Raw genomic sequence first — 1365 nt, 5'->3', positions numbered from 1 at the left:
ATGATATTGTCAAGATTAGTTGACACATTTTTCTCAAGGATATCACTGACTATGCAGCCACCTCCAAAGCCTCATAGTACTGCCTGCGTTTTACCATGGGAGGAAGGCCGCCATTGGCAGAGCAGATCCTCCGGTTGTTCCAGTAGCTGAGGAAGTATCTCCAGATAAGTACCTTTAGTTCTTCTACTTCCATCTGCTTTGTGTCATAACGGTCATAAAGAAGCTCCGTCTTCATTCTGGCCCACATGCTCTCGCAGCGTGCATTATCATGGCAGCGCCCTCCGGCACTGTTCATGCTTTGATGGATATGATGCTCCCGGATGGTCTGACGGTAGGACTCGCTGGTATACTGTGTCCCGCGGTCACTGTGGATGACAGCGCCTTCCAACGCAGGATAGGCAGTCAGGGCGTTTTCCAATGTATGGATACATAGATCGGCTTTCATATTTGTTTCCATTGCCAGACCGAGGACACTAAGATCAAAGCAGTCAAAAATCGCAGATACATACAGTTTCCCATTGGATGCCGGAATCTCCGTGATATCCGTAATACATTTTTCTAATGGGGTATCAGAACGGAAATCCCGTTTTAGCAGATCATCCGATTTCATGGCTTCACGATCAGCCTTTGTGATCCCGTTGGGTTTTCTCTTAGGTCGATGGCTAAGGCCAATCTGATCCATAACTCGGTATACGGTTCTCTCACTGGGAATATGCACTCCTTCCGGCTGTTTCAGCAACAATGCCTGGTACATCCGGATTCGACCATAAGTATCGTTACATTCATCTTCACTGACGATTTCTTTCATGGCATCTGCCAAATCCTGGTACTTCCAGGGACGGTCTTTATTTGCGAGATATTTATAGAAGCCTTGGCGGCTGACCCCAAGCATTCTGCAGTAAAACGAGATTTTCCCGGTAATCCTGCCGTCTTCTGTCTTCAGGGCCAGAAAGATCATTCTCTGGTTTTTGCCGACTTCCGACGGCTGGCGGCGAAAAAAGCACTGGCTTCCTCCAGGAATTCGTTTTCTTCCTTCAGGCGACGGATTTCCTTATCCTGTTCCTTTACCCGTTTGCGCAGCATGGTAATTTCTTCTGCCAGGCTCATTGCGCTGGTGGGAGTATGGGAGCCTTCTCCGATATCCAGCTTACCGGCTCTAACAGCTTTCAGCCAGGTATGGATGGTTCCTTCTGGGATTCCTAATTCTTTAGCAGCCTTAGCGCCGCCGATTTCCTTGGCAAGTTTTACTGCCTGTACTTTGTATTCATGGTCATATTTACGTGCCACTTTGAATGCCTCCTTATTCTCTTGGTTTTATTATGAAATCCTTGAGAATAAGCTGTCAACTTTTTTTATACCACACCA

Annotated in this window: 2 protein-coding genes; both read right to left on the bottom strand. The window is 47.1% G+C overall.

Features of this window, described 5'->3' with window-relative positions; translation table 11 throughout:
• Positions 1–49 precede the first annotated feature (49 nt).
• The gene (locus Selli1_RS18155) at positions 50–958 is read right to left on the bottom strand and encodes an IS3 family transposase (RefSeq protein WP_204907526.1); all 909 of its coding nucleotides are present in this window, start codon (positions 956–958) and stop codon (positions 50–52) included.
• Positions 955–1287 (bottom strand): transposase, encoded by a 333-nt coding sequence (locus Selli1_RS18150; RefSeq protein WP_087178456.1) that lies wholly within the window; start codon positions 1285–1287, stop codon positions 955–957. Before Selli1_RS18150 ends, Selli1_RS18155 begins: the two co-directional genes overlap by 4 nt.
• Positions 1288–1365 lie beyond the last annotated feature (78 nt).

It is taken from the genome of Sellimonas catena, from assembly GCF_027924685.1.
GTDB lineage: Bacteria > Bacillota > Clostridia > Lachnospirales > Lachnospiraceae > Sellimonas > Sellimonas catena.
Note: the sequence above shows the minus strand (reverse complement) of the source record. Positions and strands in the feature narration are given on the sequence as shown.

Bases quoted from the DNA above. Each gene is read 5' to 3' on its own strand.
- Selli1_RS18155 (WP_204907526.1), bottom strand. From the start codon at position 958: ATGATCTTTCTGGCCCTGAAGACAGAAGACGGCAGGATTACCGGGAAA.